This window comes from Flagellimonas algarum, assembly GCF_040513375.1.
Classification (GTDB): domain Bacteria; phylum Bacteroidota; class Bacteroidia; order Flavobacteriales; family Flavobacteriaceae; genus Flagellimonas_B; species Flagellimonas_B algarum.
Genome location: NZ_JBEVTG010000002.1, coordinates 569,436 through 585,618, shown reverse-complemented (window position 1 = coordinate 585,618; position 16,183 = coordinate 569,436). Strand labels below are relative to the sequence as shown.

The window sequence follows — 16,183 nt, the reverse complement described above, 5'->3', positions numbered from 1 at the left end:
TCAATGCCCGATTTCCTGACTGACCAAATGCTCCAGGTAGGTAATCGTATTCATCAGGTATTTGCGGTCTCGCGTCATGGTGCCCATAGCAACGGCCCCTTGTAAAATAGTATAGAGTTGTTTGGCAAATTGGAGTGGGGGTACCGGTATTTTCATTTCACCATTATTGACCCCATTCTCCAGCACCAAAGCGATTTTGCCTTCAATTTCCTTAACGGTTTCCTTAACGGCAGCCGCCAAGAGCGGATTGTTGTTCTGGGCATCGACACCGATATTCAAAATCGGACAGCCCCCCATGGGCATGGTGTATACATCGTATTGCCGGTAAAAGTGGATGAGCGAGCGTAACTTGGTCATGGCATCGCCATCGACCCCGAGCAGGTCGTCGATTTTGGCCAATAATTGGTTGCGATTGTATTCAAAGGCCGAAAGGGCCAATGCTTCCTTGTTTTCGAAATTGCCATAAATCGCCCCCTTGGTCAGCCCGGTGGCTTCGGTCAAATGGCTCATGCTGGTTCCTACGTAGCCGTATTTGTTGAAAATCGGGGCAACGGTCTCGATGATGTACTTGGTCGTTCGTTCGGCTTTTGAGGACATTGGGCGGAATGATTTCCGCTAAGATAGAAAAATATATACTGGCTGGTATATAAAAGCCCTCGCTATGGAGGGCTTTGATCCATTCTTATGCCAATTCGTGCTGGTTTCGAAACACCAGTTCGTCGTCGAATGAGTCCAGCAAGATGATGCTTTCGGTTTTGATGTCCCCTTTGAGCAAGGCCTTCGATAGTTGATTCAACACTTCTTTTTGCAACAGTCGTTTTATCGGACGCGCACCGTATTGGGGGTCGTACCCTTTGTGCGCGAGATATGCGATGGCTTCTTGCGTGGCATCGAGGGTTATCTGCTGTTTGATCAAGATTTTCTTCAAATGATCCAGTTGCAGCGACACGATTTCTTTGATATGCTCCCTACCCAAGGGGGTGAACATGGTGATATCGTCAATGCGGTTCAGGAATTCGGGTCGGATTGTTTTTCGAAGCAATCCGAGTACTTCGATTTTGGCCGCTTCGACCGAATCACCCGATTCGAATTTTTCTTGGATCAACGAACTCCCCAAATTACTGGTCATGATGATGATCGCATTCTTGAAATCGGCCACCCGACCTTTGTTGTCGGTCAATCGCCCTTCGTCCAGAACCTGCAATAGTACATTGAAGGTGTCAGGATGCGCCTTCTCGATCTCATCCAACAAGACCACGGAATAGGGGCGACGTCGTACCGCTTCGGTCAATTGTCCGCCTTCATCGTATCCGACATAACCAGGAGGTGCTCCGACCAATCTGCTTACCGCATGTCGTTCTTGATATTCACTCATGTCGATACGGGTCATGGCTTGTTCGTCATCGAATAGGTAAGCGGCCAAGGCCTTGGCCAATTCGGTTTTTCCGACACCGGTCGTTCCGAGAAACAGGAAGGAACCGATGGGTCGATTCGCATCTTGCAGACCGGTTCGGCTTCGGCGTATCGCATCTGAAACCGCTTCTATGGCCTCGTCTTGCCCGACCACCCGTCGATGTAACTCGGCTTCAAGCTGCAACAGCTTAACCCGTTCGCTTTGCAACATTTTCGTCACTGGGATCCCGGTCCATTTAGCGACCACCTCGGCGATGTCCTCATTGGTCACTTCTTCCTTGATCAAGGTTTCCTCGGTTTGTTGGTGCTGCAATTCGATGTTCATTTTATCGAGTTGCTCCTGGGCTTCTTTGATCTTACCATAACGCAGTTCGGCTACTTTTCCGTAATCGCCATTGCGTTCGGCACGTTCGGCCTCGATCTTGAAGTTCTCGATGTCCTGTTTCGTTTTCTGAATCGTGTCGACCACTGCCTTTTCTTGCTCCCATTTGGCGAACAGTTCGTTTCGCTCCTCTTTGATATTGGCCAATTCCAGATTCAAGACCTTGAGCTTTTCGCTATCGTTTTCACGCTTGATCGCTTCGATTTCGATCTCGAGTTGCATGATCCTGCGATCCAATACGTCAAGTTCTTCCGGTTTTGAATTGATTTCCATGCGCAACTTCGAAGCGGCCTCGTCGATCAGGTCAATGGCCTTGTCCGGTAAAAAGCGATCGGTGATATAGCGTTGTGATAGCTCAACGGCCGCGATCACCGCCTCATCTTTGATGCGTACCTTGTGATGGGCTTCATATTTGTCTTTGATGCCACGTAAGATGGAGACGGCACTTTCCGTATCGGGTTCATTGACCACTACTTTTTGGAAACGACGCTCCAAGGCCTTGTCCTTTTCGAAGTATTTCTGGTACTCATCCAAGGTAGTGGCACCAATGGCACGGAGTTCACCACGGGCCAAGGCGGGTTTGAGGATGTTCGCCGCATCCATGGCACCTTGCCCACCTCCGGCACCGACCAAGGTATGGATCTCATCAATGAACAATACGATATCACCGTCAGAACCGGTGACTTCCTTGATAACCGATTTTAGGCGTTCTTCGAATTCGCCCTTGTACTTCGCTCCGGCGATAAGGGCACCCATGTCGAGGGAGAATATGGTTTTCTCCTTTAAGTTTTCAGGCACGTCGCCTTGAACGATACGATGGGCCAAGCCTTCGGCAATGGCCGTTTTACCCACGCCGGGTTCCCCAACCAACATAGGGTTGTTCTTGGTGCGCCGTGAAAGGATTTGCAAAATGCGTCGGATCTCCTCATCCCTACCTATGACCGGGTCCAATCTGCCCGAATCAGCGAGGTTATTGAGGTTCTTCGCGTACTTTTCGAGCGAATTGTAGGTGTCTTCGGCAGTCTGCGAGGTTACTTGCCCCCCTTTGCGCAGTTCCTTGATGGCAGCCAACAACGATTTTTCAGTGACGCCATGGTCTTTTAAAAAACGTGCGATGGGGTTTTTGGATTTAAAAACGGCCAATATCAGGTGTTCGATCGAAACGTATTCGTCTTGCATCTTTTTAGCCTGTAACATGGCCTCATTCAGGGTTTTGGCCCCTTCTTGTGATAATAGGATGTCAGCCCCGCTCACCTTCGGTTTGCGTTGCAGTTCGGCATCGACCACTTGCAAGAGCAATTCGGTTTGAACCCCGAGCTTCTTTAGAAGAAAGGGCAAAACGCTTTCATCGACCTGTGAGATACCCTTGACCACATGTTCGATTTCGACCTGTTGGTGACCAAGGCCCATAGCGATCTGCTGGGCTTGTTGAAGGGCTTCCTGTGATTTTATAGTGAGATTGTTCGTGTTCATTTTCAGTCTTTTCCATTCATCCGTCAACAACCTTACCAATCACCACCTGCTGTCAAAATGTCTCTAAGTTGCTGAAAATTAAGGACATTTCGGCAGTCCTGTAAGGCTTTGGAATTAAAGCGACAGAACCCTTAAATTTGTGATATGGGTTTATTTGGAAGTTTGTTCGGTGGGGGTAACGAAAGCGAAAAGACGAAAAGCGCACTCCCTTGGGTGCCTTTGGATCATATAGATCAGCTGGCGAATATCATTACAAAATCGCATGGACTTCCGCAAGTGATTTTCAAACACTCGACCACTTGTGGCATCAGTAGAATGGTATTGAATATGTTCAGGGATACTTATGGCCTCGAGGCTTCCGATGCCGATTTATATTACCTTGACCTTCATGCCCATCGCGATGTTTCCAATGAAGTAGCCGCAACCTTCCAGGTCATGCACCAATCCCCGCAATTGTTGGTGATCAAGAATGGTGTGGTCACTTTCCATACCTCACATGGGGCGATTACCGAGGTGGATCTTAAAAGCTTGGTATAAAAAAAACCCTGCATTGCTGCAGGGTCATTTCCACTTAATTGAAGTTGTATTTCCTAACGATTCGTTTGAGCCGTGCTTTCAAGTCTTCACCCGCATCGTAAACCATCTGTTCGTTCGACGGAAAATCGACCGCCGCCAGATCCAAAAGGGCGACCAAGTCATTGTCCAAGGCCCTGCGATCCCCATCGTAATTCGCATAAATGTGTTCGAATATGAACTCACTCGATAGGGGGTAGGAGTTGATCTCCTGGTTGCTTCGCAAATCGGTAAACCGGACGTTGGCCCCGATCTGGGCTGTTTTCAATTGGGTGAATTGATAGAAATTACAAGTCACCGTTTTGAATTTATCGACCTTGATGTCGTTGCCAAGGCTGTCTTTCGCGACGTTACCGTTTTTATCGAGCACATATTCAAAACCGTCTTGGATCACTTTCTCCTTGATGACCTGGGTCTCGTTTACCCGTTCAGGCGATATATTGATTTCCCTGAAATCGACCGACATGGCATAATCGTATTTCAAATCCTTGATCGGATTGGCATGGTATTGCGTCCAAAGGTTGTCAAGGCCATAGGTGTTGAAATCCAACAACTCCTCTTCCAAACGCTGTGGAATGATCTGCTGGGTCTCGTTCACTACCTCCACCTTGACGTAATCCAATCCCTTAGCATAAGCCTCTTCCATTTTCTGGGCGGTATCGGCGTACCCTGGGTTGATTTCACTCAAGTATTGTAATTCCTCATAGGCCCTTCTGTAATCGAATTTGTTGCGGGCGTTCTTGATCAAGTCGGTCGCATTGTCGTACAAATAGGTCGACAGCTTGTCTTGGGTGTTCAAGATCACCGCATCATAGTTATTGAATGCGAAGGAAGCATCCCGATTTTCATCGTAGATCGGCAATGGAAGCAAAGGACGGATCTGGTCTTGCATGCTGCGAAGACCCAGATAGCTCTTGTAAATCTGTTCCAGCTTCGCCGGATTCCCATCATTCTCCATGAAATCGATACGTTCCAGTTCACGGGCTTGGTGCTTGGCATAGGCCTCTTCCAAAAGCAACACATACGATTGGTTCCTTTTCTTCGTCTTGTTCTCACGAAGGTTCTTCAAGGCTTTGTTGATCGCCGTGGTATAATTACCACTGTTGACCGCTTCTTGCGTTTTTTTGACCCCTCCACAGGCAGCCAATAGTCCAATTGCGATAATGAGTACTGTTTTCTTCATGGCTTTTCGATTTATGGTTTAATGGTTGATTTTCAATTGCCGTGCCAAAAGTTTCTGAATATGTAACGAAAACGGATGAACGGTATTGTAAATTCGATGAAATACCACATTTTTAAGGATTTTCGAGTGCTGCCCCATTGTTAATTCCTATTTGATAAATTCTTTCGCTTGCCTGATCCAGAGCGTCGGATTAACGGTTTTCTCTTTGTATTTTTACGTTTTAATCGTAACGGAATATGGAAAGGGATACCACGGTTTTCGATTTGATCGAAAGCGAAAGAAAACGCCAAACCAGAGGCATCGAATTGATCGCCTCTGAAAATTTTACGAGTCCGCAGGTCATGGAGGCCGCTGGTTCCGTATTGACCAACAAATATGCCGAGGGCTACCCAGGGAAGCGTTATTATGGCGGATGTGAGATCGTCGATCAGGTCGAACAGCTGGCCATCGATCGCGCAAAATCCCTTTTTGGTGCCGTTTACGCCAACGTACAGCCGCATTCAGGTTCTCAAGCGAACGCCTCGGTCTACCACGCCTGTTTGCAACCGGGCGATACCATTTTAGGCTTTGATCTTGCCCATGGCGGGCATTTGACCCACGGTTCGCCGGTCAATTTCTCCGGGCGTTTGTACAAACCCGTGTTCTATGGGGTCGAGCGTGAAACCGGGATGTTGGATTATGACAACATCCAGGCCATAGCCGAAAAGGAACGTCCTAAAATGATCATTGCTGGGGCCTCTGCCTACTCCAGGGATATGGATTTCAAACGCTTTCGCGAAATCGCCGATAGTGTCGATGCCTTGTTGCTGGCCGATATCTCGCATCCGGCCGGTCTAATCGCCAAAGGCATTTTGAACGATCCCATACCCCATTGCCATATCGTGACCACGACCACCCATAAAACCCTAAGGGGGCCTAGGGGCGGACTGATCCTTATGGGCGAAAACTTCGAGAACCCCTTCGGTATCCGATTGAAGAACGGGAATTTGCGGAAAATGTCGGGACTTTTGGATCTTGCGGTCTTTCCGGGCAACCAAGGAGGACCTTTAGAGCACATCATCGCGGCCAAGGCCGTTGCCTTTGGGGAAGCTTTGACCGATGAGTTCCTGCACTATATGATCCAAGTCAAGAAGAATGCCGCGGCCATGGCCAAAGCTTTTATGGACAAAGATTATCAAGTGATCTCAGGAGGCACCGACAACCACATGATGTTGATCGATTTGCGCAACAAGAACATTACCGGGAAGTTGGCGGAAAACGTCTTGGAAAAGGCCGATATTACGGCCAACAAGAATATGGTGCCTTTCGACGATCAATCACCTTTTATCACCTCAGGCGTACGATTCGGTACTCCGGCGATTACGACCAGGGGATTGAAGGAAGCGGATATGGAGACCATTGTCGGCTACATCGATGAGATCATTACGAATCCGGAAGATGAGCAGGTCATCGCAGGGGTTCGGACCAAGGTCAACGCCCTAATGGACGGCAAACCGCTTTTCGCCCAAGAAGGGATGGCGGCCTCTTATTGATTGAGGAGGAAGAAATCGGTCTCGTCGACCATATTCTTGCTTTTCAAATCGTAGATGACCGATTCATCGCTCGATTCGAAATACAAGCCCCAATATTCATAATAATTCGATTTTGATTTCTGGGCATGGAAGTCGGCCATGGTGAAATCACCTTGGGTCTCTTCGAATACCGGGACGAAAATCTCATAGGGCATCTCGTGCAATCCTTTGGTGAAATGAACGAAATTACCACCTACCTCGGCCAGTATTGCGCACAGCTGGTCGGCGACGCTCTGCTGATAGATCTTGGTGATGATGATCGAAGTATCGCGTAAGTGGATCGATAGCTCTTCGATATCGACCTGTATATTGTTCTCCTGTTGCAGGTAGTATAAACTGTCTTGTAAAGGTGAAGCGCCCCTTGATTTGGAACTATCGGCATCGATGCTGCCCCAGTTTCCATTATTAAGGTAAAAGAGACTTTCGGTCAAACCGAAATTGCATTTCAGTTCGATAACCAAATCCAATTGACCTTCGGACACCACATGGTGTTTGATGGTCGCTTCTGCAAAAAAGTCACGTTCAAGATGCTTGCGAAAGGTGTCGAGACCGACGATTTCCTTAACTACGTTTTTTTCGTTTTTGGGGCGGTCTTGGGCATTGTTTCGGTATGGCATTGATGGTTTTTTGATGATTGCTACTCCGAAATTAGAATGAATTTTTGGGAAATATTGTGGAAAAACCACAAAATTTTTAGGGTTTGTGCGGTTTTTGACCCAAAAAGTGTTAAAATTTTGTTAAGAAAGTTAAAATGTAATTTTTATGAGGTGAATTGTATAAAAATTACATTGGAGTGCATAGTTATATGAACCCCCTATTTTTCGCTTCCAAAATCAAGGCCAAATCGTTCTCCTTTTCGGTGCCGAAAAGGGTCTTCAAATGCCGCTTTCTATTCTCTATCGAGGAGGACGATAATTCGATGTGTTGTTCGAGGTCTTTCGTTCGGGTTCCAATCGATAAATGATACAGGATTTTCTTGTCGTTGTCGTCAAGCATGATGTCGTTCGACATTTTTTTCCGGATCGCGGCCAACGCTTTCGATGAATAGTAAGGAGGTTGGTGTACGACGGTCTTGACCGCCTGCTCCAGAGATTTGGGATCGATATCGGTCTTGACCATATACCCATCGGGGTCAACCGACTTTAAAATACTATTAATGCGGTAGTTGTCGCTGAACGATGACATGAAGATGATCTTGGTCTCCGGAACCAAGCGTCGGGCCAATATGCCCAGGTCTTCCCCATTGTTGGGTTGTTCTTCGTTCGGCGGAAAGAGTTGTACGTCCAAAAAGATGATATCGTATTTAAAGGAGGTAGCCGACTCTTCGATTTTCTGTTTGCCCGCTTCGAAGGTGGTGGCGGTATCGACGATGATGTTGTGGTCGTCGAATACGATGCGTTCCAAGATGAACTTATAGCCCAACATGGTCATTTCATGGTCATCGATGGCCAAAATGCGCAATGTTTTCATACGGAGGTTTTTTATGCTTCTACCACGGAAGTACGTACAGTATCGGATTTCGGATTGCCGGGTAAGACGAAATCGGTCGGCAGTTGGATGGTCATGATCGTGCCTTTTCCGAGTTCACTGTTAATATCGAGGGTACCTTTCATTTTTTTAACACGTGAAATGATATTCTTCAAACCGATACCCTTTTTCCCCTTATTTATGTCAAATCCGTCACCATCGTCCTCAATGGTTAGTTGAATCTGTTTGGCGTCTCCCTCGAATTTAACAAAAATATGATTACCATTGGCATGCTTCACGCAATTTTGCAGGCACTCCTGCACCACGCGATAGCTGTTGATTTTCAAATCGCCGGTCAGGGCGTCCCAATGAAAGGATTGGTCGTGCTCGAAGGAGGTCTTGATTTTTGCCGAAGCACCGGCGGTCTGTACCAACTCTTTGATGGCGATGATGAAGTTGTCGAGCTTCTCATAAGCCGAGGCGTTGAGTTCGTGTGAAATGGTGCGTACCTCTTCTTCGACCTCCTGCAGTTTCTTGATCAAATCGGCCCGTTGGTTGACTGCCTCATCGTCGTGGCGATCGTTCAAACCGCTCATAATCAACCGTATGCCCAGCATTTGCCCCAAGATGCCATCATGCAGTTCTTCAGACACCCGCTTCTGTTCGGCCTTTTTACCCTCTTCGAGCTTGCCTTGCTGGGCCAGCATCAGGTTGTAGATCTCTTCGTTGGCCTCTTGTTGTTTTTGTTTGAATTTCAGGCGTTGGTTCTTGATGCGTAACATGATGATACTGAATATGGCGAGCCCCAAGACCAAGATACCGATGGCCACACTGAGATACAGCTGCCGTTCTTTGGCCAGTACTTGGTTTTCTTCAATGATCTCGTCGGTTTCCAATTGGATCCGGGCGAATTTATCTTGGATGTTGCGTTCTTCAAGTTGTAGTTGAGCGTTTAAATTTATGTACTCCGAAGCATGTACCGTACTGTTTTCAGCATCTATTTCGATCAGCAGTTCTAAAATCTGTAAGAGCCGATCATTATTTAAAGTAGCCTGTGCTAGGGCTTTACCTTCATTCGCAAAAACTACGGCATTTATCGAATCACCATCTTGGGCATAAATCTCAGCCAAGAACTGTTTGTTCCTGGCTTTGTGGTATCGATTTCCTAAACTATCAAGAATTTTGTTGGATTCTGTTAAGAGATTTACTTGTGAATTCTTATCAAGATTATTGATTTTAAATCCGGAATAAGCTGTGCTCGCTAATGCGATGGCGTACAAGTCTGGCCTAACTTTTTTAAATGCTTTGTCATTTTGTAGAGCTTCGAAATGCTCGAATGCTTTTTGATAATCTTTTTTCCTTAGATATGTTCCTGCAACACTATTGGCGTTCTGTATTCGATAATAATCTTTAAATCTTTCGGGTACTTCCGGGATATATGTTTTCGCCTTAGCCCTATATTCAAGAGCCTTGTCAAATTTCATCAATCCCGATTGTATTTCTCCTAATTGACTGTAGGCGAGATATTTCATTCTCGGGTCATTATGCTCGCTAAAATATTTTAAGGCTTGGATGTTGACAGACTCTGCGCCAACATAGTCCTTATGATCTTCTCTTAAGCCTGCAATTGCAATTAAAATTTGGCCTGGATATTTTATATTGGATGAATCCAACTCAGCATCAATGAATAAATTATAGGCCTCATTGAAATGATAAAAAGAACTATCAGGCTTTTGACGTTTTAAGTGAAACGCTAAATCCCAATGTGCTTCGCCATGCGCTACCTTGTTACCGATACTGCTTGATAAAAATATTAACTCTTTATTGGTTCTTCGAAAATTCAGGGTATCGTTCAGTTCCAAGTAAGCTAAGGAAATACGGGATAAGTTTTTTGCTCGTTGCAAGTTCAAGGGTAGCGATTCATTTTGTTGTGCGGCTTTTTCTATAAGCATTCGCCTCCTATCAAGTGCAAGTTCTGGTTGGTTTTTGGCTTGATTGGCCCAGATGGCAATGCTGTCCTTAGGGGTGTTACTTGGATTAGAAGAAGAGTTCGTTTTGGAACAGGAAGCCAAAAGTAGAAAAGACAAAATAAGTGAGGGCCCCCATTTCATAGCTGTAGTATAAGTCGCTAAGCCAGCGCTTTACCTCCTTACAAGATACAAAAAAACCCCAAACGAATCCGTTTGGGGCTTGATGAGTTTGTCAAGGTTTAATCCCTTTTATCATCGGGGCCGTTAGTATTATCAGGTGAGTCAATGAACAGCTCCTCTTGGCTGGCCGTACTTTCGGCCTCACAGGCCACCATACCGAATGCAAATACCATTACCGCTATAATTCCGAATACTCTTTTCATCGTTGTCATTTTTTGTGTTAGAAGATTTTGTTGAATTTCAAGTCCAAATTAGACCGATGCATGAAGTGTGGGACGTAATTCAAAAAGTACTAGTGAACTACGCCCATTACAGGGTAAATCGCCCGATTTTGTGAGAATTAGATTATTTGGGCGCCCAAATGCTATTTTTGGAGAGGGAGAACTTCAATTGGTCGACCCGGTCCCGGTAATTCTTCGAAAAGGGAAGATGGGTCTCTTGGTACTTCAAGGTGCAGGTCGACTTGCCGTAATTGATACGGGAAACATGGTCAGTGTTCAGTATATAGCTCTGGTGGATGCGGATAAAATTTTTGGGTAATACGGACTCAAACGATTTCAGCGTCTTAAAAGCGCTGATCGTGTCGCCATGACGCATGACGAAATCGGTCGCATTATTATCGGCCTTCAGATACAGGATATCACGGGTATCGATGTAATGGAAATCGCGATAGGTTTTCAAACACAAGGTCGTAGGGGCCATCTGGGCCCCGCTCTGTTTGCGCAGTTTGAGTACGGTCTTGCGGATGTCGAATTCATTGGAAGGCAACAACCAATAATCATAAAACCCATGCTTGATTGCCTCATAGGCATAGTTTTTGGTGCGCGATACCGCGATCAACAACGGAATTTTTTGAAGGTACTGGTGCAGCTCGACGACCATGCGAAGGTAGTTGCCGGCCTGTTCCCCTAGATTGACGATGACAAGATCCGGAAGCGCCTTTAAAATAAAGTTGAGCCCCTCATCGGGCGATCCCACGATACCGGCGCAGGAGAACTCACCAAATTCTTGCAACTGCACTTGGAAGTGCAGGCCGTTGGCAGCGTTCTCATCGATAATGGCGTATGTATAGTCCATGGCCAATCCGTTGAAAGCAAGGTACTAAGGCTCTCTAAATTGCGGCTGTATTTTTTCCATAAAAAAACTGGGGTTTTCCTACAAAAAATACGCTTTTTTAATGAATTTGGAGGATCGGTGGCGGACAGTCAGTTTCCGTTTTGCCGTTCGAGGGCCCCGATATCGGGTGCCGAGGTACGGTCGATGCCCAAAAGGTCGGTCGGTACTTCAAGGGCCGTCGCGGGATCTCCTTGATCGATGGCTTCCGAATTCGCACCTAGTGCAAATACGTTATTGTTAGGCAAGGTAAAATCCAATTCCGGGTTGAGTAGCGGATTGATGAAACGATTTAGATCCGTGAAGTCATATAAGGGATCTTCCGTAAAACTGCCGTTGGTGTCGTTGAAGCGAAAGCTGCAGTTCAAAAAGGTGTATTCGAACAAGTTGGTCGTATTGTTGAGCAAACCCAGTTCCACATTGCGGTTGCCTGCAATGATGCAATTCGAAAAGTCGGCGGCGAACAAGTCTTCTTGAAAAGTCGGGCCACCGGGCAGGCTTACGGTATTGTCGATGGCCAGGGCCGGAGCGTTTCGAAAACCACTGGTCCAATAATTGGCGATGGTGCAATGTTTGAACCCATAGCGCCCCCCAAGGTTGCAATAGAGTGAAATATCCCCCGAACTACCGAAGATCGAATTCGTGCTTTCCACATGGGCGGTTCGCCCCCAAAGATTGGTCGTGGCACTGTTGAGGATTTGGCTGTTGTCTAGTTGCAATACCTGATCCGATTGGGTGGGATCGCCATCCACCAAAAGTCCGATAGTCGCATTTTTAATGGTCAGGTGATTGATGGTATTGCCCACGCTGCCCGGTGTGATCCATACCGTACCCCATTGTCCGGCAACGTTCTCCAACACGGTCTCCAAACGGTCGCCTTCGAAGATCACCTCGTTTTCAAGCGCTACGCTATCGGTACTGAGCATGCCATTGATCTGCAGTGAAGCACCCGCTTCGACCAAAATACCGGAGGCGTTGTGGAAATGGACCCGGGTACCAGGCGCCATACGGAGCGTTCGCCCCTCCGGAACGCCGGCATAGCCATAGATTACATAGGGCTTCTCGGCGGTAAACTCCAATTCATCATCGGTCAATAAAAATCCTTCAAGCCTGATTTCGTCCCCGTTTTCATCCAAACCCAGTAATAGCGATTCGGTGCTGCCATCACTAAAGACTTGGGGGTATAGGAAATGGGCATCCTTGACCAAGGTGACCAAGGGTACTTCCTGTGTTTGCTCGGATCCTTCAAAAACGATGGCATCGGTATAGAGGAATTCGGAACCTCCGACCTGGGTGATATCGATGGTGGTTTCTACAAAGATGAAAAGGCTGTCACGCGCTAAGAGGGGGACCTCATCGAAGGTTTTACCCGGTACCCCATCGACGTTCAACCGATAGCGACTGTCAGTGCCGTTAGCCAATCGGATCGACGGAATGAACACGTCCTCATTCTGTAGGTTGTACACCTTTAACGTATAGGTGCTGCTTCCAATGTTGGTGAAAACGGTATCTAAGAATACGGTGTCTTTCGAAAAGCGCAGCTGCCCGCTCGCTGTAGCGAAATCAAAATCCTTGCGGCAGGCCCAACTGAGTACAAGTAGTAGCATGCACAACAGTGGGATGGGCAATAAGCGTAGAAATTTGATCACCGTGTTTCGAATAATTGACTGATGGCATCGGGCATTTTGACCGGCTTCATCGTTGTGGGACTCAGTAAACACCAATCCGTTTCTGATGAAACCAAAAGACGGCCGGTTTTATTGTCTTCCATGACCACTTTTCGTGTTGAAATAGGCCCTTTGGAACCGATGATATGGGTGGTGATTCGAATGGTATCCCCTTCGATGGCGGCACCGTGATAGGTAATGCGATGTTCGCGTACCACCCAAATATACTCTTGGAGCATTTTTGGGGTGGCCCTGGCCATCCAATGCTCCTTAGAAACATCCTGTACCCAGGCCAAGTACTGCACATTATTGACATGGTTCAATTCGTCGAGATGGTCTGGCCCGACCTGTTGTAGCTTTTGGTAGGTAGCCATCAACGTTCGCTGATCTTAACCTCGAACATCTTGTCCCAGTTCTTTCCGGTGACGAAAAAGCTTTGGCGACTTTTGTGATAGGCCACCCCGTTGAGTACGGAGTTGGCTTCGTCCCAATCGGCTACTTTTTTATCGACCAGTTTTTTCAATCCCCCGAAATTCACCACCCCTTCGATCGCACCGGATTTGGCATTGATGATCATCATACTTTCTTTGCCGTACACATTGGCGTAGATTTTGCCGTCGACATATTCCAGCTCATTGGCTTTGTTGAATACCGATTTGTTGGTCACGGTTTCGATATAGCCGGTTTCGGCGAGGTTCTCGGGATCTAGAAACCAGATTTTCTCCGTACCGTCACTCTTGAAGATCTTGGTGCCGTCATTGCAAAGGCCCCATCCTTCGCGACTCTGGCCGTAACTGAAATTTTCGATTTTCTTGAGGCCATCCAGTTCGTAGACATAACCGAACCCACTTTGCCAAGTCAGTTGATAGAGGCGATCGCCCAGAATGGTAATACCCTCTCCAAAGACCTTGGGGTCTAGCGGGATGCTCTGTAAGACCGTGCCGCTTTCAAAATCGATTTTGCGCAAGGTCGACTTTTCTAGTTTACCCGTGCTTTCATAGAGGGTGTCCCCAATAAACTCCAAGCCTTGGGTATAGGCTTTGGGATCGTGCGGATAGGTATTCAGGATTTCGTAGGTAAAGATCTTGGGAGGCGTTTTGGCAAGGATACGGATATTCTTTTCGACCGTAGTGGTCTTGCCATCGTATTCGAAACGGGCCACCAACTTCCGGTTGCCCAGATGATCACCGTCGAAGTGTATTTTGCCACCTTCAACCGAAAGGGCTTCTCCTTGGATCATATAGGTGATCGTGCCGATCTGTTTCCCTTCCTTATTCGAAAGGGCGATGCCACTGAGGTCCCCTTGTTTGAATTCCTTTTTGTTGCCTTCCAGTTGTATGGCGAACAATTTCGAGGCATCCGTTTCCCCTTCACATGACGCGGCAAGGGTAATCAACATGCCGACCAAAAATAGCTTCATGACCTTCATTTCAACATTTCGCTTTCGAACTACCAAATTAAGCATGTCATGGGATTGTGACAAATTTAAAAGGTCGTATATTTGCCCTTGGCAAGTCCTACACGACCAGCTCCTGCAAAATCCCCCAGGGCGGGAACGCAGCAAGGGTATGTGGTTGTAGCGGTGCGATGTAGGTAGCTTGCCATTTTTTGTACCCGAAACCCAACGAGTTCCGAATAGGGTTTTCCCCCATTTATGTGTTTATTTGTGCTATGGAGAAAAAGGTCGTTCTTATCACGGGCGGGTCGTCCGGTATTGGCAAATCCATTGGGTTGTTCTTGAAAAGTAAGGGGTATACCGTATATGGTTCAACGCGCAATGCTTCAAAGTATCCCGATTTCATGGATTTCGAATTACTCGAACTCGAAGTTCGTGATGCGGCGTCTATCGCTGCGGCAGTGAAACGGCTTATCGACAAAGAAGGACGGATCGACCTTTTGATCAATAATGCCGGGGTGGGTATCACGGGTGCAATCGAGGAGACACCGATCAAAGAGATCGATAATGCGTTCGATGTCAATTTTAACGGCCCCGTTCGCATGATGCAGGCCGTATTGCCCCAAATGCGTGAACAAGGATCGGGCTTGATCATCAACATCACTTCGATTGCCGGGTATATGGGCTTGCCGTTTCGCGGTATTTATTCGGCGAGCAAGGGCGCCCTTGAGATCATGACCGAAGCCTTGCGAATGGAAGTTAGGGCCTTTGGGGTCGAAGTGGTCAATTTGGCCCCAGGTGATTTCGCCACCAATATTGCCGCTGGCCGCTATCACGTGCCGGTCAAGGAGGATCCCATCTATCCGAAATACGCCGAAAGCCTCGATTTGATCAACGCCCATGTCAGTTCGGCAGGTGATCCCGAACAAGTCGCCCGTAAAGTGTTTTCCATCCTAAGTGAGCGACGTCCGAAAGTACATTATACCGTGGGTACCTTCACGCAAAGGTTTTCGATTATTTTAAAGAAAATTTTACCGGACAAATGGTACGAAAGCTTACTTTTGAAACATTATAAACTGTAATTCAGCAGTTTCAAATCATTTAACACATACGACATGAAGTTTTTTATCGATACGGCCAATTTGGATCAAATCGCGGAGGCCCAACAGTTGGGTGTTCTCGATGGGGTCACAACGAATCCTTCCTTAATGGCCAAAGAAGGTATTACAGGGCAGGAGAACATCTTGAAACACTACGTTGATATCTGTGATATCGTAACCGGTGATGTCTCTGCGGAAGTGGTATCCACTGATTTTGAAGGTATGGTCAAAGAAGGGGAAGCCCTAGCGGCCTTGCACGAACAAATCGTCGTGAAGGTACCGATGATCAAAGAAGGGGTAAAAGCCCTTAAATATTTTTCGGACAAAGGCATCAAGACCAATTGTACCTTGGTTTTCTCTCCAGGGCAAGCCCTTTTAGCGGCCAAGGCCGGTGCGACCTATGTGTCACCTTTCTTAGGGCGATTGGATGATATTTCGACCGACGGATTGAATTTGATTTCCGAGATCCGGTTGATTTATGACAATTACGGATTCGACACCCAGATTTTGGCTGCTTCGATCCGACATACCATGCATGTAATCGATTGCGCAAAGATCGGTGCTGATGTCATGACCGGTCCGTTGTCCTCAATTACCGGTTTGTTGAAGCATCCATTGACCGATATCGGATTGGAAAAGTTCTTGGCCGATTACCGAAAAGGTAACGCCTGATTTTGAACGTATACTAAAAAGGG

Annotated in this window: 15 protein-coding genes and 1 other RNA gene; 5 read left to right on the top strand and 11 right to left on the bottom strand. The window is 47.0% G+C overall.

The features are described from left to right. Entirely contained in the window at positions 1–597 is a 597-nt protein-coding gene (locus tag ABV409_RS09890) for a TetR/AcrR family transcriptional regulator (RefSeq protein WP_353877423.1), read from the bottom strand. 85 nt (positions 598–682) lie between these two features. Beyond that, a complete protein-coding gene (gene clpB / locus ABV409_RS09885) occupies positions 683–3,268 on the bottom strand; it encodes an ATP-dependent chaperone ClpB (RefSeq protein WP_353877422.1) in 2,586 nt (861 codons plus the stop codon). Between the two features lie 144 nt (positions 3,269–3,412). On the opposite strand from clpB, the gene ytxJ reads away from it, so the two are divergent. Beyond that, a complete protein-coding gene (gene ytxJ / locus ABV409_RS09880; RefSeq protein ID WP_353877421.1) occupies positions 3,413–3,805 on the top strand; it encodes a bacillithiol system redox-active protein YtxJ in 393 nt (130 codons plus the stop codon). A gap of 34 nt (positions 3,806–3,839) precedes the next feature. Here ytxJ and ABV409_RS09875 read toward each other — a convergent pair whose 3' ends face one another. After that, positions 3,840–5,024 carry a hypothetical protein gene (locus tag ABV409_RS09875; RefSeq protein WP_353877420.1) on the bottom strand — a complete coding sequence of 395 codons (1,185 nt, stop codon included), beginning with the start codon at positions 5,022–5,024 and terminating at the stop codon, positions 3,840–3,842. Positions 5,025–5,260: 236 nt separating this feature from the next. Between ABV409_RS09875 and glyA the strand changes: the two genes are divergently transcribed. Next, positions 5,261–6,556 carry a serine hydroxymethyltransferase gene (gene glyA / locus ABV409_RS09870; RefSeq protein ID WP_353877419.1) on the top strand — a complete coding sequence of 432 codons (1,296 nt, stop codon included), beginning with the start codon at positions 5,261–5,263 and terminating at the stop codon, positions 6,554–6,556. Here the strand turns inward: glyA and ABV409_RS09865 are convergent. The 8 genes from ABV409_RS09865 to ABV409_RS09830 all read right to left on the bottom strand — a co-directional run bounded on the left by ABV409_RS09865 (position 6,550) and on the right by ABV409_RS09830 (position 14,412). Then, the gene (locus ABV409_RS09865) at positions 6,550–7,212 is read right to left on the bottom strand and encodes a hypothetical protein (RefSeq protein ID WP_353877418.1); all 663 of its coding nucleotides are present in this window, start codon (positions 7,210–7,212) and stop codon (positions 6,550–6,552) included. The two genes, glyA and ABV409_RS09865, sit on opposite strands and share 7 nt — an antisense overlap. Before the next feature lie 184 nt (positions 7,213–7,396). Next, positions 7,397–8,065, bottom strand: coding sequence for a response regulator (locus tag ABV409_RS09860; protein WP_353877417.1), 669 nt, complete (start codon positions 8,063–8,065; stop codon positions 7,397–7,399). Positions 8,066–8,076: 11 nt separating this feature from the next. Beyond that, the gene (locus tag ABV409_RS09855; RefSeq protein WP_353877416.1) at positions 8,077–9,192 is read right to left on the bottom strand and encodes a sensor histidine kinase; all 1,116 of its coding nucleotides are present in this window, start codon (positions 9,190–9,192) and stop codon (positions 8,077–8,079) included. 1,079 nt (positions 9,193–10,271) lie between these two features. Beyond that, on the bottom strand, positions 10,272–10,415 hold the full coding sequence (locus ABV409_RS09850; RefSeq protein WP_353877415.1) for a hypothetical protein: 144 nt from the start codon (positions 10,413–10,415) through the stop codon (positions 10,272–10,274). A 142-nt stretch (positions 10,416–10,557) separates the two neighbouring features. Further along, a complete protein-coding gene (locus ABV409_RS09845) occupies positions 10,558–11,289 on the bottom strand; it encodes a LytR/AlgR family response regulator transcription factor (RefSeq protein ID WP_353877414.1) in 732 nt (243 codons plus the stop codon). Positions 11,290–11,417: 128 nt separating this feature from the next. After that, positions 11,418–12,932, bottom strand: a complete 1,515-nt coding sequence (locus ABV409_RS09840; protein WP_353877413.1) for a choice-of-anchor Q domain-containing protein — start codon at positions 12,930–12,932, stop codon at positions 11,418–11,420. 38 nt (positions 12,933–12,970) lie between these two features. Next, positions 12,971–13,366 carry an acyl-CoA thioesterase gene (locus tag ABV409_RS09835; protein ID WP_353877412.1) on the bottom strand — a complete coding sequence of 132 codons (396 nt, stop codon included), beginning with the start codon at positions 13,364–13,366 and terminating at the stop codon, positions 12,971–12,973. Further along, complete coding sequence (locus tag ABV409_RS09830; protein ID WP_353877411.1) at positions 13,366–14,412, bottom strand: glutaminyl-peptide cyclotransferase; 1,047 nt, start codon at positions 14,410–14,412, stop codon at positions 13,366–13,368. The genes ABV409_RS09835 and ABV409_RS09830 overlap by 1 nt, the downstream gene beginning before the upstream one ends. 88 nt (positions 14,413–14,500) lie before the next feature. Here ABV409_RS09830 and ffs point away from each other — a divergent pair. The 3 genes from ffs (at position 14,501) to fsa (ending at position 16,160) form a co-directional block, all read left to right on the top strand. Continuing rightward, positions 14,501–14,599: signal recognition particle sRNA small type (ffs, locus tag ABV409_RS09825), an RNA gene on the top strand. 64 nt (positions 14,600–14,663) lie between these two features. Beyond that, a complete protein-coding gene (locus ABV409_RS09820; RefSeq protein ID WP_353877410.1) occupies positions 14,664–15,470 on the top strand; it encodes an SDR family oxidoreductase in 807 nt (268 codons plus the stop codon). Positions 15,471–15,503: 33 nt separating this feature from the next. Further along, positions 15,504–16,160, top strand: coding sequence for a fructose-6-phosphate aldolase (gene fsa, locus ABV409_RS09815; RefSeq protein ID WP_353877409.1), 657 nt, complete (start codon positions 15,504–15,506; stop codon positions 16,158–16,160). Positions 16,161–16,183: the final 23 nt, after the last annotated feature.